Source organism: Leisingera sp. NJS204 (assembly GCF_004123675.1).
GTDB lineage: Bacteria > Pseudomonadota > Alphaproteobacteria > Rhodobacterales > Rhodobacteraceae > Leisingera.
In genome coordinates, this window is record NZ_CP035417.1 from 1,621,004 (window position 1) to 1,645,010 (window position 24,007).

The 24,007-nt window shown below is 58.6% G+C and carries 27 protein-coding genes and 1 pseudogene; 12 read left to right on the forward strand and 16 right to left on the reverse strand.

Annotated features, from left to right (window positions below; translation table 11 throughout):
• The first annotated feature begins 30 nt into the window (after nucleotides 1-30).
• Together ETW24_RS07985 and ETW24_RS07990 are read left to right on the forward strand one after the other, a co-directional pair.
• Complete coding sequence (locus tag ETW24_RS07985; RefSeq protein WP_254695726.1) at nucleotides 31-621, forward strand: helix-turn-helix transcriptional regulator; 591 nt, start codon at nucleotides 31-33, stop codon at nucleotides 619-621.
• Nucleotides 622-682: 61 nt separating this feature from the next.
• The gene (locus tag ETW24_RS07990) at nucleotides 683-1,348 is read left to right on the forward strand and encodes an acyl-homoserine-lactone synthase (RefSeq protein ID WP_129370537.1); all 666 of its coding nucleotides are present in this window, start codon (nucleotides 683-685) and stop codon (nucleotides 1,346-1,348) included.
• A 342-nt stretch (nucleotides 1,349-1,690) separates the two neighbouring features.
• On the opposite strand, the gene ETW24_RS07995 is transcribed toward ETW24_RS07990, so the two are convergent.
• The 8 genes from ETW24_RS07995 to ETW24_RS08030 form a co-directional block, all read right to left on the reverse strand.
• Nucleotides 1,691-2,599: a DUF4435 domain-containing protein gene (locus ETW24_RS07995; RefSeq protein ID WP_164982717.1), complete on the reverse strand. Its 909-nt coding sequence runs from the start codon at nucleotides 2,597-2,599 to the stop codon at nucleotides 1,691-1,693.
• A gap of 17 nt (nucleotides 2,600-2,616) precedes the next feature.
• A complete protein-coding gene (locus ETW24_RS08000) occupies nucleotides 2,617-4,020 on the reverse strand; it encodes an AAA family ATPase (RefSeq protein ID WP_164982718.1) in 1,404 nt (467 codons plus the stop codon).
• Between the two features lie 1,082 nt (nucleotides 4,021-5,102).
• Nucleotides 5,103-5,873, reverse strand: a complete 771-nt coding sequence (locus ETW24_RS08005) for a DNA-methyltransferase (protein WP_129370540.1) — start codon at nucleotides 5,871-5,873, stop codon at nucleotides 5,103-5,105.
• Entirely contained in the window at nucleotides 5,845-6,060 is a 216-nt protein-coding gene (locus ETW24_RS25200) for a Com family DNA-binding transcriptional regulator (protein WP_129370541.1), read from the reverse strand. The genes ETW24_RS08005 and ETW24_RS25200 overlap by 29 nt, the downstream gene beginning before the upstream one ends.
• Before the next feature lie 150 nt (nucleotides 6,061-6,210).
• Nucleotides 6,211-6,633, reverse strand: a complete 423-nt coding sequence (locus ETW24_RS08015) for a DUF4376 domain-containing protein (protein WP_129370498.1) — start codon at nucleotides 6,631-6,633, stop codon at nucleotides 6,211-6,213.
• Nucleotides 6,630-6,962, reverse strand: a complete 333-nt coding sequence (locus ETW24_RS08020; RefSeq protein ID WP_129370542.1) for a hypothetical protein — start codon at nucleotides 6,960-6,962, stop codon at nucleotides 6,630-6,632. Before ETW24_RS08020 ends, ETW24_RS08015 begins: the two co-directional genes overlap by 4 nt.
• A gap of 11 nt (nucleotides 6,963-6,973) precedes the next feature.
• Nucleotides 6,974-8,035 carry a hypothetical protein gene (locus tag ETW24_RS08025; protein WP_129370543.1) on the reverse strand — a complete coding sequence of 354 codons (1,062 nt, stop codon included), beginning with the start codon at nucleotides 8,033-8,035 and terminating at the stop codon, nucleotides 6,974-6,976.
• A gap of 13 nt (nucleotides 8,036-8,048) precedes the next feature.
• Nucleotides 8,049-10,439 (reverse strand): phage tail tip fiber protein, encoded by a 2,391-nt coding sequence (locus ETW24_RS08030; RefSeq protein WP_129370544.1) that lies wholly within the window; start codon nucleotides 10,437-10,439, stop codon nucleotides 8,049-8,051.
• Between the two features lie 64 nt (nucleotides 10,440-10,503).
• Between ETW24_RS08030 and ETW24_RS08035 the strand changes: the two are divergent.
• Both ETW24_RS08035 and ETW24_RS08040 read left to right on the forward strand, forming a co-directional pair.
• Nucleotides 10,504-11,619 (forward strand): annotated as a pseudogene (locus tag ETW24_RS08035) (IS3 family transposase); the annotation flags it as partial.
• A 135-nt stretch (nucleotides 11,620-11,754) separates the two neighbouring features.
• A complete protein-coding gene (locus ETW24_RS08040) occupies nucleotides 11,755-12,795 on the forward strand; it encodes an IS481 family transposase (RefSeq protein ID WP_129369363.1) in 1,041 nt (346 codons plus the stop codon).
• 265 nt (nucleotides 12,796-13,060) lie between these two features.
• Here the strand turns inward: ETW24_RS08040 and ETW24_RS25090 are convergent, their stop codons facing one another.
• Nucleotides 13,061-13,195 (reverse strand): hypothetical protein, encoded by a 135-nt coding sequence (locus ETW24_RS25090; protein ID WP_302664666.1) that lies wholly within the window; start codon nucleotides 13,193-13,195, stop codon nucleotides 13,061-13,063.
• Between the two features lie 35 nt (nucleotides 13,196-13,230).
• On the opposite strand from ETW24_RS25090, the gene ETW24_RS08050 reads away from it, so the two are divergent.
• On the forward strand, nucleotides 13,231-14,406 hold the full coding sequence (locus ETW24_RS08050) for a helix-turn-helix domain-containing protein (RefSeq protein ID WP_254695727.1): 1,176 nt from the start codon (nucleotides 13,231-13,233) through the stop codon (nucleotides 14,404-14,406).
• Here ETW24_RS08050 and ETW24_RS08055 read toward each other — a convergent pair.
• The 6 genes from ETW24_RS08055 to ETW24_RS08080 all read right to left on the reverse strand — a co-directional run bounded on the left by ETW24_RS08055 (nucleotide 14,383) and on the right by ETW24_RS08080 (nucleotide 18,618).
• Nucleotides 14,383-15,069: a hypothetical protein gene (locus ETW24_RS08055; protein ID WP_129370545.1), complete on the reverse strand. Its 687-nt coding sequence runs from the start codon at nucleotides 15,067-15,069 to the stop codon at nucleotides 14,383-14,385. The two genes, ETW24_RS08050 and ETW24_RS08055, sit on opposite strands and share 24 nt — an antisense overlap.
• A 240-nt stretch (nucleotides 15,070-15,309) precedes the next feature.
• Nucleotides 15,310-15,774 (reverse strand): preQ(1) synthase, encoded by a 465-nt coding sequence (queF, locus tag ETW24_RS08060; RefSeq protein ID WP_129370546.1) that lies wholly within the window; start codon nucleotides 15,772-15,774, stop codon nucleotides 15,310-15,312.
• Nucleotides 15,775-15,790: 16 nt separating this feature from the next.
• Complete coding sequence (gene queE / locus ETW24_RS08065) at nucleotides 15,791-16,501, reverse strand: 7-carboxy-7-deazaguanine synthase QueE (protein WP_129370547.1); 711 nt, start codon at nucleotides 16,499-16,501, stop codon at nucleotides 15,791-15,793.
• The gene (gene queD / locus ETW24_RS08070) at nucleotides 16,498-16,851 is read right to left on the reverse strand and encodes a 6-carboxytetrahydropterin synthase QueD (RefSeq protein ID WP_129370548.1); all 354 of its coding nucleotides are present in this window, start codon (nucleotides 16,849-16,851) and stop codon (nucleotides 16,498-16,500) included. Before queD ends, queE begins: the two co-directional genes overlap by 4 nt.
• Nucleotides 16,851-17,552 carry a 7-cyano-7-deazaguanine synthase QueC gene (gene queC, locus ETW24_RS08075; protein ID WP_129370549.1) on the reverse strand — a complete coding sequence of 234 codons (702 nt, stop codon included), beginning with the start codon at nucleotides 17,550-17,552 and terminating at the stop codon, nucleotides 16,851-16,853. Before queC ends, queD begins: the two co-directional genes overlap by 1 nt.
• 175 nt (nucleotides 17,553-17,727) lie before the next feature.
• Nucleotides 17,728-18,618 (reverse strand): LysR family transcriptional regulator, encoded by an 891-nt coding sequence (locus ETW24_RS08080; protein ID WP_129370550.1) that lies wholly within the window; start codon nucleotides 18,616-18,618, stop codon nucleotides 17,728-17,730.
• Between the two features lie 113 nt (nucleotides 18,619-18,731).
• Between ETW24_RS08080 and ETW24_RS08085 the strand changes: the two genes are divergently transcribed.
• The 4 genes from ETW24_RS08085 (at nucleotide 18,732) to ETW24_RS08100 (ending at nucleotide 21,319) form a co-directional block, all read left to right on the forward strand.
• Nucleotides 18,732-19,490 carry a class II aldolase and adducin N-terminal domain-containing protein gene (locus tag ETW24_RS08085; RefSeq protein ID WP_129370551.1) on the forward strand — a complete coding sequence of 253 codons (759 nt, stop codon included), beginning with the start codon at nucleotides 18,732-18,734 and terminating at the stop codon, nucleotides 19,488-19,490.
• Between the two features lie 107 nt (nucleotides 19,491-19,597).
• Complete coding sequence (locus ETW24_RS08090) at nucleotides 19,598-20,626, forward strand: fatty acid desaturase (protein WP_129370552.1); 1,029 nt, start codon at nucleotides 19,598-19,600, stop codon at nucleotides 20,624-20,626.
• Nucleotides 20,627-20,660: 34 nt separating this feature from the next.
• Nucleotides 20,661-20,972, forward strand: a complete 312-nt coding sequence (locus tag ETW24_RS08095; RefSeq protein WP_129370553.1) for a non-heme iron oxygenase ferredoxin subunit — start codon at nucleotides 20,661-20,663, stop codon at nucleotides 20,970-20,972.
• Between the two features lie 158 nt (nucleotides 20,973-21,130).
• On the forward strand, nucleotides 21,131-21,319 hold the full coding sequence (locus ETW24_RS08100) for a hypothetical protein (protein WP_129370554.1): 189 nt from the start codon (nucleotides 21,131-21,133) through the stop codon (nucleotides 21,317-21,319).
• On the opposite strand, the gene ETW24_RS08105 is transcribed toward ETW24_RS08100, so the two are convergent.
• On the reverse strand, nucleotides 21,316-22,074 hold the full coding sequence (locus tag ETW24_RS08105; protein WP_129370555.1) for an alpha/beta fold hydrolase: 759 nt from the start codon (nucleotides 22,072-22,074) through the stop codon (nucleotides 21,316-21,318). The genes ETW24_RS08100 and ETW24_RS08105 overlap by 4 nt on opposite strands.
• A 103-nt stretch (nucleotides 22,075-22,177) precedes the next feature.
• Between ETW24_RS08105 and ETW24_RS08110 the strand changes: the two genes are divergently transcribed.
• The 3 genes from ETW24_RS08110 (at nucleotide 22,178) to ETW24_RS08120 (ending at nucleotide 23,975) form a co-directional block, all read left to right on the forward strand.
• Entirely contained in the window at nucleotides 22,178-22,543 is a 366-nt protein-coding gene (locus ETW24_RS08110) for a hypothetical protein (RefSeq protein ID WP_129370556.1), read from the forward strand.
• A 66-nt stretch (nucleotides 22,544-22,609) separates the two neighbouring features.
• Nucleotides 22,610-23,206, forward strand: coding sequence for a TetR/AcrR family transcriptional regulator (locus tag ETW24_RS08115; RefSeq protein ID WP_129370557.1), 597 nt, complete (start codon nucleotides 22,610-22,612; stop codon nucleotides 23,204-23,206).
• Nucleotides 23,207-23,297: 91 nt separating this feature from the next.
• On the forward strand, nucleotides 23,298-23,975 hold the full coding sequence (locus tag ETW24_RS08120; RefSeq protein ID WP_164982720.1) for a PspA/IM30 family protein: 678 nt from the start codon (nucleotides 23,298-23,300) through the stop codon (nucleotides 23,973-23,975).
• The last annotated feature ends 32 nt before the right edge of the window (nucleotides 23,976-24,007 follow it).

The following is a 24,007-nucleotide window of genomic DNA, read 5'->3' on the forward strand; positions in this document are numbered from 1 at the left end:
AATATGATTAGTGATATAGCGGGCGTCCATTTGCGGACGCTGGATAACATTTCTGAGTGCGGTTTTTCGCTGGGAGTTGGCTTCGACGGCGCGAATATTGCCTTTCTAAAGTCGACCTACTCGAGAGAATGGCAGGAGCGGTACGTCGCTCAAAGATACCTCGACCTAGACCCGACAATAAAATACGGGGTCGCTGGAACCGGTTCTATTACTTGGGAAGAACTGAGGGTGCGCTATCCTGAAAGCGATAGGTTCTTTGATGACGCCGCCAGGCACGGCCTAGTACAGGGAAACACCCTTTCAATTCATGTTGACGGGCAAGTGTCGATAGTGAGCAGCAGCGGACCCAAGTGGACCGATGCTGAGCGGCGGCTCGCGAAAGCCGCCTTGTATACCCTCTACTCACTGCATCACGAACAAACCCGGCACTATTCCATATCACGGCAGGCGCAGGATGTTCTTCGCCTCATGTGTGCGGGGTTTAAAGATCAGGAAATTGCCGAAAGGCTCGGGGTAAAGCTGGAAACTGTTCGCCAGCGCCGCAGAGGGGCTATGCAGGCAGTTGAGGCTACCTCCACCGCGCAGTTGATATCACTAGTGATAAAATTCGGGCTTATCTAAAGACCAAGGATTCCATTCAAAATGGGCTCTTTGAACATGGCGCTGCAACTAGGAGAGCGCCATGCAATTACACGTCTTTTCATTCGAACACCGCCGCGCCTTTGAGGCGGTTTATTCAGGGTTTCTGGCCCTGCGCAAACTTAAGCTGGTGGACGAACTTGGCTGGGGTTTGGTCCATGATGGCCACTTTGAGCAGGATCAATATGACCGAACAGGTGCAGTCTATTCCATCGTTACGCAGGGCGGTCGCGTGATCGCCGGCGCCCGTGCGGCGTCATGCGCAGGCAATGACGGGTATTGGACCTACATGCTGCAGGACGCCAGAGACGGCAAAATCCCAGGTATCCCTGGCGGACTGCTCAATGACTACCCGGAAACGAACCTGACATGGGAATGCACCCGCTTTGTTATGGATGAGACCCGAGCAGATCAGGCGCACCCATCTATCGAGACAAAACTCGTCGTCGCCGGGTTGTGCAGGGCTGCCTTCGGGCTTGGAGCATCCGAGCTTATGTCGCTTTCGCCGCAAGGGCTGGGGCCTCTGCTACGGCGGTTCGGGTACCAGATCCGCAGGGAGGCGGCCCGCTACAATTGCGAGGACGACGGACGGCAGTACCGCGCTTTTCGGATGGAGTGTGATCCAGGAGTTAATCAATATCTAGCTGCACGCTATCTTTCGCCGGGTTCTGCTACTGCGTTGCGCGAGGAACTGAAAGGGGCGGCTTAACCCAAATTCAGCAAGCCAAAAGAGCGGCTGCAAAACTTACATAACGGCCCTTATGGCGCCGCCGCGAGGCGGTGCCATAGTGAACATAAGCGCGCTTATAGCGCGTTAGTTGGGATCAGAGTTGTTCGCGCAGGTCTGAGCCCATAGCGGACCTTGATAGTTGGTTTAGTGCCGAAGCAGCAAGTAGGCTTTCAGCACCGAAAGCGTCCGCTTCCAATCAAAGGGGAGCCACTAAGCCAGGAACAGGTCGCCACCCCAACGCAGCGCAAACTCTTCATACCTAGCTAGTGGAATTAGGCAAAAGCGACAAAGTCAAGTTACATAAGGGGAGCACTCAGGCTACTAGCCCAATCTAGATTCCAAGAACTCCGTCAATGAAGGCGGGTAGGGAACGCGCCCTGCGAGAAGTTCAACAACGCGAGCGCCTGCAAGACTCTCTGGCTCTCTAATTTTTTTCTTTTTCGCAGTTTTTCGCCTGTCGTTTTCTTCTTTAATTGCAAGTTGGGCTGATCTCGAGAAAATCCAGGCATGGTACTTCCCGCGGCAAATCGTATTGAAGTCTAGGGGGAGTATGGCGCGATACCATCTGACTTGCAGATTTAGAGGAGGCACACCTTTTCCCGAATCCACCTTTCTCTTGAAGTTTAGAAAACACTGTCCGCAAAATAGTAGTCTCCCATCGCTGGTCACTTTAAGAAGAGACCCCATGGAGTTAGTGTTGTTTAAGTTTGGGCTGCAAGAAGCATCCTTGGCAGCCAGTATCCAAGCCGCAAGAGCATACATTCTAGTTCTAATTTCACACTGTATTTCCTGCATGCGGTCTTTTAGGCGATTTGCATCTTTTGTTGGAACGGCGAGGATGTCTGTCAAAAGAACATTGGCAGCCTCATCAGAGGACATCATATTCTCAATCGAATAACCGTCTGTTATGTAAAGAGCGTCGCTTTTCGTTGCTTGCCGACTTAGTAAGTCATCGTAGTCTCTATCTACAAAAAATAATGTCAATACATTGTAAGATTTTTCAACAGAATCTCGGGCGTCCACGACGTTCCATTTCCCCCCACAATTGTATGATAGGATTTTTCTGGAACCCGCCAATCTCCTTATTTCAGGCAGATAGTAAATGAAGTCCTCTTCCCCTTCCAGGAAAACATGAATTTCATTTTCATCTTGGTAGGACGCAATGAATTCATGTACCGCAGCATTTTCCGAAAAAGCCTCAGCGGCAAGATAATCGGCATAGTCCTCCAATGTTCCTGCCCTCCCGATCAGTACATGTTCTTGCGAAGATCTAACGCATGATGCCGGAGGCTATTTTGATATACAAACGGGCTATGCGTTACAGAGAGCAGGAAGCTGCATCTATTGCTTTTCAAAATGTCCTCTAGGAAACGTTTTTGCCATGGGACTGATAGCGATAACTCAGGCTCATCAATGATTACGGTCTGGACTTCTTGCTTGTCCAAGAAAAGATGAGCAAAAACAGAAATAACTTGTTTTTCGCCTGATGAGAGTAAGCTCAGGTCGATAGGGCCAGACACTTGATCGAAGATTGCGGTGCTGAAAGTCGTCTCGTCGTATACAATCTGCTTCCTAGGAAGGAGGTAGTCGTTGCAAGTCTCGACGAAAGATAGGATATCCCCTTCTTTTTGGGATATCTCTTCATTAACGACCACCAATCTCGAGAAGTAGTGTGCCAAGAAGCGATCATGAACACTAATCGAGTCCAAAGTGTTTGACCTGATAGATGTAACTTTTTGCCTAAGTAGATCTTTGTCATTATCGGACAAAATATCCTCACTCACACGCCCTAGAATTTTTGAAAGAGCCGAGTCGGAAAGGTCTCGAATTTGTTCAACATTGAAGTCGTCGGCCTGCCCTCTAATAACGTCCTTCAGATACAGGCCTGATAGCTCATTGAATTTTGAAAGAGAAAAATCTCTTAACTCATTTGCTAACCCGCTCAACCGTTTTCGAACATCGTTCATGCCAAAGCTTACAAGGTCTATGTAGTAACGAGAGGACCTCGTGAGCTCTAATTCGCCGTCGGATGAAAGGTCTTCTCGAAACTTCCTTCGGAGCTTAGGGGAGATTTCGCGGAGATCTTTTTCTATTCTCCTATAAGTGGGTAGAAATAAAGTTCTCCCTGGCATGTATTTTTCCAATTGGGCTTCCACATTTCTCTTCGGCAGGGAGAAGAAATCATCATCATCGTGCTCCATTCTCCTACGCAGAGAATACATAAAGTGCCTGAATTGGTCAGATGATAAATCGTCGGAGAGATAATCTCTCCAGTTTGGCATAGCCCTCCCCGATGACACAAGATCTCCTAGAAACTCTTCCAATCGATCCTCTGACTTCAGCTTGCTTAAAATATCGAATGTTTTTGATGACGGGCTGAGATCGTCAAAAACGCTCGCAATTCTTGAAAGTCCAGTGATTTCATCTCGACCGATTTCAATTGCGTCGTCGCCAAACCAGAGTGCTATCCGATCAAACCTATAGTCTACCAACCTGCTCCACTGTCTCGAAACAAAATAGTAGAAAATATTAGCGACGCTACTTTTTCCTATCCCGTTGGGGCCAACTAATATGCCACAGTTTTCAAGGAAGTTGATATCGACATCGACCGCATCAAATAGACTAAAGATCTGAAACCTTGAGGGATGCATTGTCCCAAACTCCTGCTGTCCAGTTGCTTTGACTTTGCACGTTAGAAGCCGAAGCGCAACACAGCTATAAGATGGGTGGGCGCTGAACTTGTTCAGCCAAGGGTGTTGTAGAAGCTGCTGCAGCGAGCCTGTAACCAAGGGCTCTTTGTCGAGAGTGAATTTCCTTTACTCACTATGGTAGGCATGCACTGTAGTGAGTTTGCTGAAACGTTGAGACATTGCGTTTGCGGGAGTGTTCCAACTTCCCAATCCTGATGTCGCAACAGATGTTGGAGGGGGCTGTTGCGAACCATTAAGTTTTGAGTGGTCGCTCAGTTTGCGTGCGCAGCGAAAGTCTGCAAAGTCCGCCGTGCACAACTTCCTTTCCTAGCTCACCTTCCCAAGGCAAGGCTGGAGGGTGTTTCAGCCCGAACCAAAATCACGTTCAAGTTCGGGCTGAGCGTCGCGCGAGGCAAGCTTTCTCTACTGCTTTGATTTTAGGCGTTTAACCCCATTCTTGAACGCTTGTTCGAACTTCCGCCTCCTTCGTTCAAGTTCGGCGGCTCAAATTGGCGGTCTGAAATTTAACATAAGGGGCATTATCGCCCTTGTGAGGGCCTGTTTTCCCTTATTCTACAAGGTCTAGGGCAGGGGAGAGAGTTTGCAACGGGAAGTGTCCCAAAATCTGCTGAGAGCGCTGTAAGGGCCATTTTTCCGGGTATTGAAGGACAAACACCCCAGGCCACTTTCCAGCTTTAGATCTTCCTGAATGCCCTTTTTTATATGGCTCTATCCGGGTTCTTCCGGCTTTGTCCGGCCTCTTCCGGTTACTGCAATATCAAGTGTCTCCTAACAGCAACTCGTTTTCGCGAATTCCCTGATTTTTAGGCCTGAAACCGGGGTTTAGCCAGTCCGGAAATCCGCCGGTCCCGCGATTTGACGCCGGGATTTTGGGACACTTCCCATTGCAGTACGGGACACTTCCCATTGCAATACTCGGCAATCCGCCGCCCAAAACGTAAAAAAACGCCGGGCGGCAGAGGGTTTTAAAGGGTGCTTAAAGGGTGGCTTTACGCTTTTTGAAGGCTTCGAGGCGCCGTAACCTAAGCACAGTCTTGAACCTGGCTCTGCCTGAGACAGGCCGTCAGCCGCGCTTCCGCAACTTTGTAGATCTCCGGCACCAGCTCGCAGCCAAAGAACGGGCGGCCGGAGGCGAGGGCGGCGGCGCCGGTGGTGCCGCTGCCCATGAATGGGTCCAGGACCGGAGCGCCGTCTTCGGTGATCGACAAAAGCCAATCCATCACCTCAACCGGCTTCTGCGTCTGATGCAGCTTGTTGCGGGTCACATTGGATTTGCGGAAGCAGCCCGGCAGGATGCGATTGGCGCCAGGCTTCTTTTGCCCGTTGGTGCCCCAGACGATGTATTCGCACTGATGGCGGAAGGCGCCTTTCTGCGGCCGCACACCTTCGGTCTTGTCCCAGACGCTGATGCCCTTCCAGTGCAGGCCCGCAATCTGCACCGCATCGGTAAAGACGGGAAGCTGGCGCCAGTCGCAGAAGATCCCGAAATAACCGCCGGGTTCTAGCACCCGCCGCGCAGCGCTCAGCCAGGAAACGGTGAAACGCAGATTTGAGCGCTGGTCCATGGTCTCTCCGGCAAAGTCAGGCAGAGTATTGCGGCTGAGGGTGCCGCAATACTTCCGGCCGGTCTGGGTCGTGACAGTCCGCTGGCTGCCTCCGGACGAATACGGCGGATCGGCAAACAGCCCGCCGACGCTGGCAGGGCTGAGGCTGTCCAGGAAGGTCAGGGCGTCGGCCTGGGCGATGGTGAGGCCGGGGGCGGCCTCAGATTTGATCTTCGAAATGGGGTTCATGGCTTTGAGCCTTTCCGTCACGCTCACTGGATTGAACCGGGCGCTTTGGTGAAGGGCTCTGCGGCCTCAGGGAATTATGTGCCTTGCATCTAGGGCACTTGATGGCGAGCGTGCCGCTGAGGGCGCCAGGCTCGATTTTAAATAACAATCTGCGGCATTCGCCGCAACGCTGGTCTTGCAGCTTCAAGTGGAATCACTCCAAAGAGGCCGGGTCCTCGAGGACAGGGAGCGGCCAAGAGTGTTAGATGGTCGGCGGGGTCAGGTGTGAGAACTATGGCCCCGTGTTAAGGGGTGGTGATACCCCCCTTGGCCTCCCGTTACCGGGCGGCGGGTTGTTTCAGGTTTCAGCCGCAGGGGCTGCCGGAGCGGCGGTAAATGCGGCCGACACATCAAACCCGGCCAGCTCCGCATCGTTGAGTGCGGTGATCTGCGCCTCCACGGCTTCTTCCGCATCAAAGCAACCCTGCACATGGGCTGCGACGGCGGCGGTGATCTGCTCCAGATCTGCGCGCGTCAGCTTGATCCAGCCATCGGGGGCCTTCCAGGAGAACGGCTCGCTTTTGATGCCCAGTTGCAGAGCGCTCAAGGCTTCGGTGAGGTCGGCGCGGGTTGTGCGGTCTGTGCGGGCGTGGAAGCCGCTGGGCAGGGTGATGCCGCCGTTTTGGATCTTCCACCGGGTGTCGGCCAGATCGGCCAGGAGTGCCGTGCGGGCCGCCGCTGCGACCTGCTCGGAGGTGGTGATTTTCAGGGAAAACGTCATGCTGCTGCCTCGCTGGCCAGGGGTTTGCGGACAATCGGGTCAGGCACCTCTCCGATGATGACCATGAACACAGGCTGGACAGCGGGCTGATCCGGCTCTGCGGTTGCGTCTGAATAGATCCAGCGCAGTTGCACACGCAGCCCGCCATCGATCCGCTCGATGCGTCCTATGAAAGGGTGGTTGTCGCCCCCCGGTTCGGCAAAGCCGCCATCAGGCACGGCGGAAAGGTCATAGGGCACGCCGTCCACGGTGATCACATCGCCGTTCACGCTGGCGCTGGTTTCAGGCTGGCCGGGCAGACCGGCGACACAGATGCAGGTTACTTTCATGATGATCTCCTTTAATACCAGCGGCCGATTGCGATCAGGCTGACGGCACCGCCAACACGCGCACCGCTGGTGTTCCAATGGTTAAAATCGACGTTTGAATTTGTGGGCGGGCGTGCTGAAACAAAGCTGGCGTCCGAACTCGTCCGGCCTGCGCCGGCCACGACAAGACCAGAGGCCGTTGCGAACACAGCCGGGAAGGTCCAGGTGCTGTCCGCAGAAGTGCCGGGCGCAACGGTATCGGTGCAGATCTGCGTGCCGTCAGCAAAGCGCACATACTCGCCATTGGTATTACTGCCGCGCTCGGGGTCCATCCGCCGCCAAGTCCCGAAGGAGACCGGACCCGCCCCGTCCTGAACGCGGATCCACATCTCACCGTTGTTGCCGAACGCAATCTGAACCATGCCACCGGCAGCGCTGCTGGGGATCCGGTTCAGATGCATCAGTACGCCCGCAGTGCTGGGCGCATCGGTGTGCGTGCTGGCATACCGGTAAAGGCCGGTGATAGTGATCGCCGAAAGCTCTGTGCCCGCAAAAGTGTTTGCCGATCCGTTCGCGGCATCATGACCCCAGCCGAAAGCCCCCGCCGTCAACAGTTTTCCAATTGCGGCATCAAGCCAATGGCCCTGCACCGCCGCGCCGCTGGCCACACCTTCCTTGAGGCGGAGCTGCCAATTGCCTCCGGCCTTCAGCGCCACCTCATTGCTGGACGGCCAGCCGAGGCCGGTGTCTTCATCGCCCAGCTTGACCACATCAGTGCTGAACTTGCCCTGTCCGGGGCCGTCCGCAACGGCTTGAAACGCGCCGGTCAGCGCCTGCACGCTGGCCACCACATCATGCGCCAGCGACATGGTGGGGAACAGCGCATAGATCTGCCCGGCCGCCGTTGCGCCCTGGTACACAGGGGTGATTGTCAAAATCGTGCCGCTGCTGACCGCCAGCACCTCATAGACCCGCCCGTCCGGGCCGACAAAGCCCCAGCCCGCCTGCGCGCTGCCAAAGAAGCTGGTGCCGGTTCCGGTGACGATTGCGCTGCCGTTCACAACGCTGACTGTTCCTGCCTTTGGCCATGCCATAGGGCTGCTCTCCTTATGTTACCTGGAACACTGTCCATTCGATTTTCGGGTTGTTGAAATAGACGCCGCCCTGGGCCTCCAGATCGATTGCCAGGAACACCCGCTGATCGCTGCCGCTGGCCCAATGCGGGTTCACCAGGGCGGCGGGGTCCTTGCTCCAAGACGCTGCCGGATCGGGGTTGGCGCCGCCGAAGCCATTCCAGCGCGCGCCGGGCTGGATCGATGTATTGAGCGTCCAGAAGGTGTTGTTGGGGTCCATGCCGCCCGGTGCGGTGCCGGTGGTGGTGACCGATGCGGCAGCGGCCAGGGCAAACCGCTGCGCCTGCCAGACGTCCAGCTTGCCAACCCGGATGCCGGTATTCACAAAGGCCCAGCGGGCGCCATCGCCGATTTGTCCCGGAGCCGTAAAGGACCCCTGCGCCAGGACCATAGGCCGGGAAAACACAGCGCCGGCCACTTTCAGCGCATTGTTCTTGAAGTCGATCTTTACGCCTTCGGTCGGGATCCCGTTTGCGTCCTCCGCATAATCAGGGGACTCCAGGCTTCCGGCGATCTCAGCATTGCCGATTGAGCCGTCGCGGATCGCCGCCTTGCGTATGTAAACACCTTCGGGAACCAGAATGCCGCCGACCATGGTGTCCTCAGTATAGACCACAAAGGGGCTGCGCTTCTGCGCGCCATCTGCCGAGACGATTGCAAACTTATCCGCCTGAAACGCTATCTCGGATGCGGGTTCGCCCTCGTCATCCAGATCAGACCGCACCACCATTCCCGCCACATGGCCGTTGTTGTCGATGCGCAGGGTGAATTCCCCCATCACCCCGTCCACAGTCTGCATGGTCTGCTGAATGCTGGTGCTGTTGTCGCCAACATCGGATTGCAACTGAGTGATCGCCGTGGCCTGGCTGGACACAGCCCCCTCAGCATCGCTGACGCGGGTGTCCAACTGGCTGAGGGCGGTGGCCTGCCCGGCAGCATTGCCCTCGGCATCATCCAGACGGCTGTCCAAGCTGATGAGGCTCTGGCCGTGGCTGATGATCACGCCTTCCGCACTTGTGACCCGCGCGTCCAGTTGCGACTGCGCCGTGGCCTGGCCGGAAATACCCGCCTCCGCGCTATCCAGGCGGGCCTCAAGGCTGATCAGGCTCTGGCTGTGGCTGGTGATCGCACCTTCTGCTGTGCTGACACGGGTTGTCAGCGCGCTGGAGGCTGCGGCCTGGGCGGCAATGTCGCCATCCAAGCGGACCTCCAGGGCATCTATGCTGCTGGCCAGAGCAGCGTCGCCGCTGGCGCGCACCAGCTTTTCCGATTCAATCAGCGCCACGCTGTTTTCAATCGCCACACCAAGGCTTGCAGTGATGGCCGCTGTTGCGCTGCGGTCATCATCCACCCGCGCCCGGATGTCCTGAGTGGCATAGGCAATCTGGGTCTTCAGGGCTTCGCGCTGTTCATAAGCCAGCAGCAATTGCTCCAGGGTGGCAACATCCTGCAGCGCCATCTGATCATGCAGGTTGCGCACGTCGCTTACGGACTGGGTGATTGCCGGGCCGTCCAGGGTGCCGATCTGCACCTCTGCCGTGGACAGGCGGCTTTCGGCGGCGTCAAAATCCGCCTGATCCACCTTCAGGGTGATGGCCTCTTGGGCGGCGTCGATATCCACTTCTGCCGAACTCAGGCGGGCGTCCATCCCGTCCACTTCGGTTTGCGTGGCCTTCAGGGCGATGGCCGCCTCCGCCGCGTCCAGATCTGCCTCCACCTGGTTTACCCGCAACTGCAGGTCGCCCACGACGGGGATCTGGCTCGGGTCCAGTACCGCATTGGAAATCTGCTGATTGACCCAGGCTTGGGTGGCCGACAGTGTGATAGAGGCTTCGGCAGCGGACAGCCGGATTTCCGCCGTGCTGATCCGTTCGGCTTCCGCCTCCACGCCGTAGATCCGCACCGTGCCGGTGTCCGGGTCCTGGTAGATCCCGGCATCCGCCATGCGCCCGTCGATTTCGGACAGCTTGGTCAGCATCCAAAGCACTTTGTCCCCGATGACCCCCAGCGCCTCTGCCGCATGGAAGCTCTGCACGTCACGGATCTCCAGATCCCGCCGCACCGCGCCTTCCAGCGGCGCGATCTTGTCCAGGACAAGCTGGTCGTCCAGCGCGGCAGCGGCGGCATTGGCATCATCGGTGATTGCCTGCCAGGTCTCATCGGCCAGCATGTCCGGCTGCAGCTTGAACGCGGGCGTGGTGACCGGCAGCCAGGCGGTCCACTTGGTGTCTCTGGTCTTTGATATGGCCTTGGCGCGGGTCTCGTATTCTGTGCCGCCCTGCATCGGTTCCAGGCGGAAACTGCCCAGCTCCGGATCGGCGGTGCTGGCGCTGAAGCGGTCATCGTCGCCGTCTTTGACCCGCACTTGGAAGTGAGCCTCCCCCAATGAAGTGGTCCGCGCCTATGTTTAGGAAAGCGGAGGACCATAGATGGCCATTAAGAGACCCAAGCCTGAAGAGAACGTCGTGAAGTTACGGCAGGTTGAAACTCTGATGGGGCAAGGCATGCCCCGCATAAATGCGATCCGTCAGATCGGCGTTATGGAACAGACCTACTATCGCTGGAAGATCGAAGCATCGAACGCCATTGGTTCGAGAGAGATGCTGAGGGTACGGCGGAATGGGCACGGAACAGCCTAAAGAACTAAAGCGGCTGCAGAAGGAAAACGAGCGGCTTCGCCGGGCAGTTTCGGACCTGACACTGGACAAATTGATCCTGTCCGAGGCCTGAACGGGCGGAGCCCCTGAGCCCCTCCCGCCGCCGGGCCTGCATTGATCATGTGCGCAGCCAGATGAAGGTTTCCGAGCGTCGCGTTTGCCGCGTTCTGGGCCAGCACCGGTCCACACAGCGGCGAGTGCCGCAGGGACGTGCTGACGAGGAATGCCTGGTCGCGGACATGATCGAGCTGACACGTCAGTATGGCCGGTACGGCTACCGCCGGGTTGCGGCCCTGCTGCGGGACGCTGGCTGGCAGGTGAATGATAAACGTGTCGAACGTTTATGGCGGCGGGAGGGGCTGAAGGTTCCAAGGAAGCAGCCCAAGAGGGGACGGCTCTGGCTCAACCCTCTCGGGACATTGCTTCGCAATGCCCTGCCGGGCAGTGGACGGATCATGTGTCCGGCTGCGTCCGGAATATCGCAACCACGTCTGGTCGTACGACTTTGTGCATCACCGAACGGATGATGGCAGGGCTTTTAGAACATTGAACATTCTGGACGAGTATAGCCGGGAATACCTTGCGGTCCGAGTGAAGCGGAAGCTGAATGCAAACGAAGTCATCGATGCACTGACGGATCTGTTTATCCTACGTGGCGTGCCGGCATTCATTCGGTCAGACAATGGCCCTGAGTTCATAGCTCAGGCCGTCAGGGGGTGGATCAAAGCCGTTGGCGCCAAGACTGCTTTCATTGAACCGGGGTCGCCTTGGGAGAACGGATACTGCGAAAGTTTCAACGGGCGCATGCGGGACGAACTGCTGAACGGGGAGGTCTTCTATTCGCTACGCGAGGCCCAAATTATCATCGAAAACTGGAGGAAGCATTACATGAATTAGTCTCGATGTGATCTGACACCGCCCCCATTTTTTCAAATTGGATTGGGGGCGGTGGTTCCCTTGAAGGGAGATGGTTGTCCGTTTTGATGGTGGTGCCAACCAAACCATCGAAACGAGGAAACCACGATGTTGAATACTACCGACAAGATCATCAAACACAAAACCGGCCTGCTGAATCTGGCCGAGGAACTGGGGAATGTCTCGAAAGCCTGTCAGGTGATGGGCTATAGCCGGGATACTTTCTATCGCTACAAGTCAGCCGTTGAAGAAGGCGGCGTGGAAGCGCTGTTTGAGCGCACCCGGCGCAAGCCCAATCTGGCAAACCGGGTGGACGACGCGACCGAGCAGGCCGTCATCAAATCCGCCACTGATTTCCCGGCCTACGGTCAGGCCCGCACTTCGAACGAGTTGCGTAAGCTGGGTGTCTTCGTCTCACCCTCGGGTGTCCGGTCGATCTGGCTGCGGCACGATCTGGCGAACTTCAAGGCCCGGCTGAGGGCGTTGGAAGCCAAGGTGGCCGAGGACGGCATGATCCTGACCGAGGCCCAGGTGCAGGCGCTGGAGAAGAAGAAGCTCGACGATGAAGCCTGCGGCGAGGTGGAAACAGCCCATCCCGGCTATCTGGGATCACAGGACACGTTTTATGTCGGCACCCTCAAGGGCGTCGGGCGGGTCTATCAGCAGACTTACGTGGACACCTATTGCAAGGTGGCGCATGCCAAGCTCTACACCACCAAAACACCGATCACCGCAGCCGACCTGCTCAATGACCGAGTGCTGCCATTCCATGACGAGCACGACCTGCCGGTGCTGCGGATCATGACAGATCGCGGGACGGAATACTGCGGGCGCGTCGACAAACACGATTTCCAGCTCTTCCTGGCGATCAACGATATCGACCACACCAAAACCAAGGTGAAATCACCGCAGACCAATGGCATCTGCGAACGGTTTCACAAGACGGTGTTGCAGGAGTTTTATCAGGTCGCGTTCCGCAAGAAGCTCTACGACAGCATCGAAGCCTTGCAGGCCGATCTGGACGAATGGCTGCACCACTACAACCACGAGCGCACTCATCAGGGCAAAATGTGTTGCGGCAGAACGCCGTTTCAGACCATGATCGAGGGCAAAGAAATCTGGAAGGAAAAGTTCCTGAACCAAACTTGACCTGACAGACGCCGCCGGAAAAACGGCCAACTGTCAGATCACATCGGAACCACTACACATTACAACACCAAACGCCCCCGCAGTGCTCTGGGCTACCGCCCGCCTGCGCCAGAGGCCAATGTCCAGATGGACCAAAGGCCAACCATGTACTAACTTTCAATCTGGACCACTCCAGTGGGGCCGCTCAACGACCCCGGGATCGACAGCAGCCCGCATTGCTTGCCGATAGACAGCTCAGAATTGGCAGGTTCGACCATTTTACGCCTCACCTGCCGGTCCACGGCTTGCGCTTTCGTGACAAAAAATCGATGGCAACTACCAACTCCCCGATCTTGGCGTGCAGTTCTTTAACCTGCTCTTCGCCGATCTCCGGGCCTTTCTTGCTGCCACGCTTGAACACACCGGATGCCCCTCCAGTAGCGCCCGCTTCCAGCCGTGGATCATCGTGGCTTAAACACCAAACTGGCTTGCCACCTCAGCGACAGTCCGTTCGCGGTTCAACGGCTGGTCGATCACAGCAGGAAAATGGGACCCGTAGTCACGCAGTTAGACCTGCGTGCTTTTGGGGGTCGGCAGAAAATCAAGGATCGACTGTGCCTGATGCGCATCGCCCTCGAAACTCAGCCGGAAGGTGCCAGGCGCGCCGTGCGCGGGATAGCGCCGGGAAGGACGGCCTTGGCAAGATCTCCGGATAGTGCGCCAACCCTGACCCTTTCGCCTGTTTCCAGCGGCCGCCAGGAATGGTTTTCTGCGACCCGCTGGGTCATCCAGGGCATGTGCCGGTTTTCCAGGCCGCCGCCGAAATCAACGCGGGCACTGGATTGCCGTGCCGGTTGTTTTATGCAAGATGTTTCGTTAAATATGAAAGATCTTACGCATATGGCGCTTATTCACAAAAAAATCTCCGCGCTTTTGACGGATATGAACCTATCCAACCGGCAGGCGGCGCTGAAATGCGGGATCCCCTATGGCACTTTCAATAGCGCGCTGAAGAACGAGCGTGAGATCGGCTGGAGCATGCTGGATGCGCTGGCGCGCGGGCTGGGGGTGTCGTTTCACTATTTCTCGTCGGACACTGCTGATCTTGAGCTGCTGCCGGACCGCCGGGCGGAGGAGGCTGGACGCAAGGCATTTGAAATTCTCAATGCCCAGTTGCAATCGGCTGCCCGCTCCCGCCAGTACCGCGGCTGCGACGTGTCGCTGCAGGACTTCCTGGACTGGTGGTTTGCCAACAGCGGCCGCCTGGAAGGCTTTGACCAGCTGCAGCATCAGGTGGATTTGTTCAGCCCGCCGGATGCGGAGAAAAACCGCATTCAGCCGATCAAGTCAGGTCCGGCCAGCCTGGCCTCGATTTGCTTTGAGGTGGCAAGCAGCGAGCAGCTGCGGAACACCCTGAACGGGTTCAGCGACAGGCTAAATTCTGATCTGGTATTGGCGCACAGCGAGGCGATCAGCCGCGGCGAGCCGGTGATCACCCATCCGTCGATCGACGTGAACCTGCTGAACGGGCGCCGCTTTACCCGGCAGTACCGGCGGGTTTTGGCACCGGTATATTTACCGGACGGCAAGCTGATGGTGGCCAACTTCTCACAGGATATCAAATTTGGCTAAATCGCTTTGCAGCATGTGTTCCATTTCCAGCCGGGATGCGCCGACAAACCATTCGGTGCTGCTGCGCACTTCCGGTTCCGGATCGCGCCATTTCTGCGCCCGCGGAATTGCCCGGCTGAAGCCGTAGACCAGGTCCAGCCGGGCCTGCATGTGGCGGTCGGGGATAAAGGCGTAGATCCAGTCCACATCCCATTTCTGGATCGCCAGGATTTGAAAGATCCGCATAAAAGGCTCTAGCCGTTCCGCCCGTTTGCCGCGATGGCCGGGCAGAAAGTTCAGCTCGCCGATATAGGCCAGGCGGCCGCTGACCTCCCGCGCCAGCGGTTCTGCGACGCTTTCAACGCCGCCGCCTGCATCGTTGGGAAACTGATGCCGCGAGGTGCGCAGCAGAAACTCAGCCAGGGTTTCGCGGCCCAGATCCTGCAGCATGGAGGCAGCACCGCCGACATAGGTGTCGCCCTCCTTCAGGAACAGCCAAAAGGCCGAGTTCCGGGTGTGGTCGGCCCGTTCGATGGCAAAACCCGGCATCTGGAACCGGCGGCCGGTTTCGGCGGCGGCGTCGGGCACTTTCTCAAAATCCGTGAACATTTCGACCTGAAGGCCGGCCTGCGAAAGCGCGTTCAAATATCCCGAAAGCGTTTTGCCCAAATCCAGAAAGTTCATAAAGGTCCCCCGTCACAAAAATTATGTATCCGGATAGCCCGGATCGTCTCCTGACGCCGCCTCAGAGTGCATGTTCACTAAAATCTTAACTACTTTTGCGGTAAATTGTTTGAAATTCAAACTGAACTCTCCGCCACGTGCATTCCGGTGGCCGCGAATGGGTATCGCTTGTTTTGAATAACAAAAAGCCCGGCAACTGCGCTGCCGGGCTGAGCTGTGTCAAAGGTGCTTTGGGTTGTGTCAGCCGCGGCCGCGGTAGGGGGGCACGCCTTGGTCGGGGATCCAGACGCCCTCAGGCATCGGGCCGGTTTGCCAGAACACATCAATCGGAATGCCGCCGCGCGGATACCAGTAGCCGCCGATGCGCAGCCATTGCGGCTGCAGGAAGTCCGCCAGCCGGCGGGCGATGGAGACCGTGCAATCCTCGTGAAAGGCGCCGTGATTGCGGAAGGAGGTCAGGAAAAGCTTCAGCGATTTGCTTTCCACCAGCCACTCACCGGGTACGTAGTCGATCACCAGATGGGCAAAATCCGGCTGGCCGGTCATCGGGCAAAGGGAGGTGAACTCCGGTGCGGTGAAGCGCACGTTATAGGCCGTGTCGGACTGCGGGTTCTGCACCCGCTCCAGTTCTGCCTGTTCCGGGCTGGCCGGCACCACGGTATCGCCGCCCAGCTGTTTCAGATTGCTGTAGATGCTGTCAGACATGTCAGGGTTCCTATGTTCAGACGCCGCGTTTGTTGCCCCAAACCAGCACATGCAGCTGGGGCAGGACGCGGGGGGTGAACCAGCGGTCGCCGGTCACTTTTTCAATCAGCCACAACAGCCGGTCTGTGGCTTGGTTCAGATCGACCGGCAGGGAGGGGTCAACTTCCGGATTGCCGGGCTGCAGATACAATGGCAGTCCGGGATGGCGCTCCGCGGCGGCCTTGGCCCAGGCGTAATCCTTGTCGTCAAAGATCACGATCTTAATTACTGTCTGGCCGCAGCCCTTGGCGGCTTCAAGACATAGGTCAAAGGCTTTCCAATCCACTCTTTCACCGCTGGACGGCGGCTTGGGGCTGAGCACCAAAGTGTCAAGATCACCAAACCACGGCTTGCTGACGGACCCTTGGGTTTCGCAGGCAAAGCGGTAGCCTTCGGTCTTGCCGTATGCGATTACCGGGGCGAAGTCCTGGATCGCCGGATTGCCGCCGGAGATCGACACCGTCAATGGCTTGCCGCCGGACAGGCGGCGCACTTCGCCCATGACTTCCTCTGGCGTCATCACCGCCCAGTCGTGGCGGTTGGCGCTGTCCACCGCATGCATGCTGTCGCACCAGGAACAGCGGTAATCACAGCCGCCGGCGCGCACAAACACTGTGGGCTCCCCGATCAAAGCGCCTTCGCCTTGGATGGTGGGGCCGAAGATTTCGGCAATGCGCAGGGATGTCATGGCCGGTACTCCGCCCAGGTCTTGGGGGTCTCCGAGACTTTCACCGCAGCAACCTCAGGCCAGCGCGCATGGCACCAGTCATAGAAATGCTTGGCCATGTTTTCAGCCGTTGAATGCCCCTCCAGCACGTCGTTCAGATGCCGGTGGTCAAAGGTCCCGTCGATGTATTCTTTCAGCGGTTTCAGCTCATGATAGTCGCGCACAAAGCCATCCGCGTTCAGCTCCTTGGCCGTCAGTTCCACCACCACCACGTAGTTGTGCCCATGCAGCCGGGCGCATTGGTGGTCAGTCGGCAGATGGGTCAGCTGATGCGAGGCGGAGAAATGGAACTCCTTGGTGATCCGGAACATCAGGCACCGTCCTTGGCGGCAATCGCCTGCTGCCAGAAATCGGGGTCGGCGTAATCCGTCGGATCCTCGGCACCGGCCAGATGAAATGCCTCGCGCCGTTCCACGCAGGTACCGCAGCGCCCGCAGTGCTTTTCGCCGCCCTTGTAGCAGGACCATGTATCGGCAAACGGTGTGTTGTGCTTGGCGCCGGCGGTGACAATGTCGGCCTTGGAGCGGTGCACAAACGGGGTGTAAAGCCGCACGTCGGCATAGCCATCCAACGCCGCCCGCTGCATCGCGTCAAAGGCCTCGGTGAAAGCCGGGCGGCAGTCCGGATAGATGAAGTGATCGCCGCCATGCACCGCCGTGGCCACGGCCTCATCGCCATTGGCGGCAGCGATGCCATAGGCGATGGTCAGCATGATGGCGTTGCGGTTCGGCACCACGGTAACCTTCATGGAGTCTTCTTCGTAATGGCCGTCCGGCACGTCGATATCATCGGTCAGGGCCGAGCCGGAAAGGGCTGCGCCGATACTGCGCATGTCGATGATGTCATGCGGCACGCCAAGCCGCACAGCGGCGGCGGCGGCATAGTCGAGCTCCTTCTTGTGGCGCTGGCCGTAATCAAAGGAGACAAGACGGGTCAGCTGATGTTCATCAGCAACCATATGGGCAAGCGAAACGGAATCCAGCCCGCCCGAGCAGATAACGATAGTCTTCATTTTTGTACCCTTGTTTTGGTGACCGGGTAGGCTGCGACCGGTGCGGCGCATATAGCTGTGCATGGCTTAACGCGCAAGAGGCGGGCGGATAGCGCACTTTTTGCAGGTGATGTTGGAGATTTTTGAAAATGTCTTTCGCGCCCTCCCAAGGTCAGGCGCGGGCCTCATGTTGGCGCTATACAGGAGGCAGTTCACCCTCCAGCCACTCCAGAAACGCCCGCGTCGCCGGAGTGCTGGCATGGCTGGGGGGCGGCATCAGGAAATAGTTCTCCAGCAATTCCGCTGAATGCCCGCTGGGTTTGACCAATTGGCCGCTTTCCAGCAGCCCGCCGGCCAGCGTGTCGTGCGACATGGAGATACCGGCGCCATTCACCGCCGCTGTCATGGCGATCACGTAGGTGGAGGCCAGATTGATCTCGTGATTGCGTTCAAACATGCGCCCTTGCGACTTGAACCACGCCCCCCAAGAGCCTGTCACACCGCCGCAATCCAGCAGGGTCCCGGTTTCGAAATCAACTTTTCCGTCCTGATAACCCGGCGCGCAGACAGGGTAGAACCGGTCCCGCGTCAGCCGGACGGCGGCGGCGGACATGTCGGCAGGACGGCCAAAACGGATCTCGGTGCCTGCATTGGCGGCATGACGTTCGGGATCCCAGATCGGGGTCACGATGTTCAGTACCAGCCAGGGGAACTTTTCGTACAGACGAGGCAGGCGGGGGGACAGCCAGAACACCGAAAAGGCCATATTGCACTGCAAAACCAAGTGCCGCCCCTGATCGCCGCCGGTGAAAGCCTGCGTTCCGGCTGCAATCAGGTCAAAGGCCTCGCGCACGATGGGCGTGTAATTGGCGCCGGCTTCGGAAAGTTCCAGCGCGCGGGTTTTGCGGATGAACAGCTCGCGGCCCAGAAAGGTCTCCAGGCTGCGCACATGCTGGCTGATTGCCGATTGCGTCAGGTTCAGCTCACCTGCGGCACGGGTGAAGGACAGATGCCGCGCGCTGGCCTCAAATGCGCGCAGCCAAGTGAGCGGGGGCAGCGAAGAAGAGGGTGAGACAGGAGAAGACACGGACGCACGACCTATGCATTAATTCAATTAATGCATTAGCGCTGAATCAATCATTTGTCAGCCGGCAATTCTGCTGGCACCACTTGTGCATCAACACTATCGGAGGCGTCAGAATGAACAAGCAAGCGGATCTCAGCCCGAACCTCACCCATTGGCAGGAGCGCGTCGATATGGCTGCTGCGTTCCGCTGGACGGCCAAGCTGGACATGCATGAGGCGGTGGCCAACCACTTCAGCCTGGCGGTGAGCGAGGACGGCAGCCAGTTTCTGATGAACCCCAATCAGGTGCATTTTGCCCGGGTCAAAGCCTCGGATCTGTTGCTGCTGGATGCCAATGACCCCAAGACGATGGACCGCCCCGATGCGCCGGACCCGACCGCCTGGGGGCTGCACGGCTCGATCCACCGCCTGTGTCCCCATGCGCGCTGCGTGATGCACGTGCATTCGATCCACGCCACTGTGCTGGCCTGCCTGGCCGACAGCACCCTGCCGCCGATCGACCAGAACACAGCAACCTTCTACAACCGCTATGTGATAGACAACGGCTTTGGCGGCTTGGCGTTTGACGACGAGGGCGCGCGCTGCGCGTCGATGCTGACCGACCCCAAGGTCAAGACCATGATCATGGGCAACCACGGGGTGCTGATCATTGGGGACAGTGCCGCGGACACTTTCAACCGGCTCTATTATTTCGAGCGTGCCGCAGAGACCTATATCCGGGCGCTGCAAACCGGCCAGAAACTGCGGGTGCTGAGCGATGAAGTCGCCGAGAAAACTGCGCAGGAGCTGGAGGATTACCCCGACCAGGCCGAACGCCACCTGGCCGAGTTGAAAGCGATCCTCGACGACGAAGGCTCCAATTACGCGAGCTAAGGCAGGCCTCCCCATGCAGGCAATGAAGCCACGGTCAGTTCAGCGGACTGCCCGGAGGGTTGCTGCACCCGTCAGACACATCACTTCAGCCATCCAGAAGGTTACAGATGCCGGATTACATCCCCACAAATGCCGCGTCTTCCGGGGTGAAACTCGACAAGAAAACGCTGAAATCCATCGCTGCCCGCAGCGATAAGCCCGGCCTGATCTATATCGCTCAATGGGTTGCTTTTCTGTCGGCCACCGGCGCGCTGGTCTGGGCAACGCTCGGCACGCTCTGGGTCTGGCCCGCAATGCTGCTGCACGGCATCTTCCTGACCGTGCCGGCCTATTCCTTCAGCCATGAAACCGCGCACGGCACCGCCTTCCGCAGCCGCTGGCTGAACGAGGCAGTGCTGTGGGTCACCTCGTTCCTCTACATGGAGGAGCCGCTGCACCGCCGCTACACCCACACCAACCACCACACCCATACCTGGTGGGTGGGCAAAGACAGCCAGATGCCGTTCGACACGCCGATGGGCTTTGGCGGCTGGCTGGCCGAGATCAGCGGCTTTGCCCTGCTGCGCTTCCACATGCAGGTGTTCGTGTGTCTGGCAGCGGGCCGCTACACCGACACGATGAAGATGGTCACGCCCGAAGGCGGGTTTGCCAAGATGACCCGCAACGCGCGCATTATGCTGATGATCTATGCGCTGATCGCCGCAGCGCCGTTTTTTGGCATCTGGTGGGTGGTCTGGTTCCTGGTGATCCCGCGCATCCTGGGGGCTCCCGTCATGCTGCTGTTCACCCTGATCCAGCACGTGGAGCTGCAGGAGAATTCGCCATCGATACTGGAGAGCACCCGGTCGTTCCGCAGCAACCGGCTGGCTGAATTCCTCTATATGAAGATGAACAACCACGTCGAACACCATCTGTATCCGCAGGTGCCGTTCCACGCGCTGCCCAAACTGGCCGAGGCGTTGCAGGATCAGCTGCCGCAGCCGGATCCGGGCTTCTGCAAGACCAATCTTGAGGTGATGTCGGTGGTGCTGCGCCGCTCACTGGGGCGCCAGACCAAGGCCGCCAGCATCCGCCAGGCGCCGCATATGATCACCGGGGGCGGCCCGGTGGAACGTGTCGCGCAGCGGACAATGTGAGTTAGGCCGGAAAATACCAATCAGGAGCCACAGCATGAGCCAATGGATAGACGCCTGCGCCACCGATGACATCGACGAGGAAGACCTGATCTCCTGGCAGCATGGCGGCAAATCATACGCGATCTACAACACCAAAAAGGGGTTCTTTGCCTCGGATCTGATCTGCACCCATGAAGAGCAGAGCCTGGAGGACGGGCTGGTGATTGATTGCGTCATCGAATGCCCGCTGCATGGCGGCCGGTTTGATATCTGCACCGGCAAGGCGTTGTCGGCACCGGTGCATAAAGATCTTAATACCTATCCTGTCAGGGTCGAGGGCGGCCGGGTGTTTGTGGAAACCGGCTGACAGCTTCCTCCCCCGGAGTGTCAGCTGCTGGCGGCCCTTCGGGGCCGCTTTTCCCCTCTTCTTTCACTGGCTTGCCATCTGATCCTGATCAAGGCGGGAGCACTCGCGAATCCCTATGCCTGATCTCAAAGAGACACGACAGGCTTAGGAGAGACCTCATGTTGCGCCTTGCATCCGTTCTATATTCGCTGATTGGTTCCAGCCTGGCAGGCGTCGGCGTCATCGCGGTTCTGGTCGCAGGGCTGGTGTCGACCCAGGCCATTCTGGCCTCGGCGGCCATTGGTGCGATTGCCGGGTTGCCGGTGGCCTGGCTGGTGGCCAAACAGCTTTATGCCCGCGGCGCCTAGGCGTTCAGGAACACCCGCGCGGCGGCTTCGAACTCGCGCGGCTTTTCGGCGTGCAGCCAATGGCCCGCACCGGGCAATTTGGCAAAGCGGGCGGCGGGAAAGCGCGCACGGATCTCGTCGCGGTGTTCGGGCAGCACGTAGTCCGATTCAGCCCCGGACAGGAACAGCGCAGGCCCCTCCCACGCGGCATCCGTGTCAGGGAAGGACATGATGTCCGGCATCTGATCCGCCAGCGTGTCCAGGTTCAGTTTCCAGCGCTTGTTCGGAATATCCAGCGATTGGGTGAAAAAGCTTTGCAGTGCAGGTTCCACCCCTGCCTCGGCCAGTTGCGCCGCGGCCTCCGGGCGGCGCGCAACTGTCTCCAGGTCGACCGTGCGCATGGCGTGGATGTATTGAATCTGGGTATGGCCATAGGCAACCGGCGCGATGTCGGCAACCACCAGGCGGTGTACCGCATCAGGGTGGTTAAGAGCCAGCGTCATTGCCGCCTTGCCGCCCATTGAATGTCCGATCACATCCATCCTGCCGCCATGCGCGGCAATCACTTCGGCCAGGTCTTCGGCCAGTTCAGGATAGCTGTGGCTTTCGGTCCGCGGGCTGTCGCCGTGGTTGCGCATATCCGCCGCAACCACCAGCCGCTCATCCGACAGGCGTTTGGCAATAACACCCCAGTTCCGGGCCGAGCCGTAAAGACCGTGGGCAATCAGCAGCGGGGTTTTGTTTGTGGCGGTGCCATGTGTGATCGTGTTCAGCATAAGCTCTAGATACCCGCGCAGGCAAAGGCTTGCCACCCCCATTGAGACAGCCGCAGGCGCAGGTTAGGGTGGCGGTGAACAGCAGCTGAGGGAGAGTGCCGGAATGGCCGCCAGCCTGGACCAGGATATCGAGGACATCCGTACGTTGCTGAAGGAGCGCGAACAGGCCTCCGGCGATCTGGCCGCGGCATTGAAGCGGGCGCGCCGCCGCCTGCCGCGCCGGGTCTATAAACAGGGCATGAAACTCGCCGATGCGCTGCCGATGCTGGAACACCCCAAGCTGCGGCCGACTGTTGACGAAAAACCGCTGCGCGGCGCCGCACGCGAAGTGAAGGCGCATTTGCAGAAAATCGACCTGGCAGACCGGCGCAAGGGCTTTTGGCTGGGGGTGCTGGGCAGTGCGGCGTTTTCCCTTCTGGTGGTGCTGATCCTGCTGGTCGTTGTGTTGCGCTGGCGCGGTCTGATCTGATTTCCCGCTTTACCCCGCCGCTGCCTTCGGTATTTTGAACGTGGTTCAAGATGAAGGCGAGGCGCCATGGCAGGCAAAGTAGAAGCGCGCAAGGCGGCGCTGCGGGAAAAACTGGTGGAAGCGGCAGAGATCCGCATTGCCCGTGACGGGGCAGGGGCGTTGCGCGCCCGTGATCTGGCGCAGGATGCGGGCTGTGCGCTGGGGGCGATCTACAACGCATTCGACGATTTGAACGCCATCATAATGGCGGTGAACGGCCGCACCTTCCGCAGGCTTGGGGCCGCTGTCAGGGCATCGGTGGAACACGCCGCCGCGGAGCCGCCCGCCAGCCGCCTGATCCTGATGAGCAACGCCTACCTGCACTTTGCCATCGCGAACACCAACCTGTGGCGGGCGCTGTTTGATTTGCAGATGACCGCAGAGGGGCCAGTGCCCGGCTGGTATCTGGAGGCGCTGGAGGGGCTCTTTGCCAATATCGCCCGGCCAGTGGGGGAGCTGTTCCCGGGGATGGGCGCAGAGGAGACCGGCCTGATGGTGCGGGCGCTGTTTTCTTCTGTTCATGGCATTGTGCTGTTGGGGCTGGAGCGGCGTATTTCGGGGGTGCCTCCCCATCAGATCGAAACGATGATTGCCCAGGTGCTCAATCAAATCGGCAGTAAGTGAATTTTTGAACGACGTTCAAAATAGTTCTTGAACAGCGTTCAGGATTGTGCGATCACTCTTCCTGTGAACGATGTTCAAGATGGAGGAAGAGATGTTCGCCACTCTGAAGACCCTGATCACCGGTGCCAATGCCCGGGCCGAGGAACAGCTGCGGGAGACCTATTCGATCGAGCTGATCACCCAAAAGATCCGCGAGGCCGAAGGCAATCTGAAGGCGGCCAAGCTGACCTTGGCCAGCCTGATCCAACGCCAGCGCGCTGAGTTGCGCCAGATCGAGACCCTGCAAACCCGTGTGCACGACCTGATGGCACGGGCCGGCGAAGCGCTGGAAGGCGGGCGCGAGGATCTGGCGCAAAGCGCAGCCCAGGCAGTTGCCGAGATGGAGAACGAGCTGACAGTCCGCCGCCAGACCCTGGACCGGCTGGACACAAGGATCTTGCAATTGCGCCAGTCGGTGGAAACCGCCAGCCGCCGCATCACCGACCTGAAGCAGGGCGCCATTGCCGCCCGTGCTACCCGGCGCGAACAGGACATCCAGCGCCGCCTGCGCCGCCACACCGGCGGTGACAGCCCGGCTGAGGAGGCCGAGGCGCTGATCAGCGAAGTCCTGCAGCGCGATGACCCGTTTGAGCAGGGCGAGATCCTGCGTGAAATCGACGGCGAGCTGAACAGCAGCTCCATCGCCGATGATCTGGCGGACGCCGGTTTCGGCCCCCGCAGCCGCAGCACCGCCGCCGATGTGCTGAACCGGCTGAAAGCCAAAGACTGACCGGGCACAGCCCAGGCATCTCCCGGACCGCC